The sequence below is a fragment of the Aestuariibaculum suncheonense genome (genome assembly GCF_014596935.1).
In the GTDB taxonomy this organism is placed as follows: domain Bacteria; phylum Bacteroidota; class Bacteroidia; order Flavobacteriales; family Flavobacteriaceae; genus Aestuariibaculum; species Aestuariibaculum suncheonense.
In genome coordinates this window covers 1-240 of the sequence record NZ_JACVXC010000070.1, presented here as the reverse complement: position 1 = coordinate 240, position 240 = coordinate 1, and the positions used below count along the sequence as shown (strand labels likewise).

At 42.9% G+C, this 240-nt stretch carries 1 protein-coding gene; it reads right to left on the bottom strand.

Annotation, left to right across the window (positions count from 1 at the left end; genetic code table 11):
* A partial coding sequence (locus ICJ84_RS16790; RefSeq protein WP_241748788.1) for a putative solute-binding protein occupies nucleotides 1–240 on the bottom strand: 240 nt, incomplete at both ends.

Sequence of the window (240 nt, the reverse complement as noted above, 5' to 3'; positions counted from 1 at the left end):
AATTTTCTGGGCATTGTCATAGCCCAGTACTGCAAACTTCTTACCTGCTGCTTTCTCAACAGAATTAATATTTTTATCACGTACAAAGATATAAGCTGAGCCTAAAGGTGATACACCGGCAACTTCATATTTATTACCACCCAGAGTTGTAGTCATTTTGCCGGCATTACGGGCATCCAGTACATAAGAGATTGCACGTTGGGCCACAGCATTACTCGGCACAGCACCCAAGGCATCAAT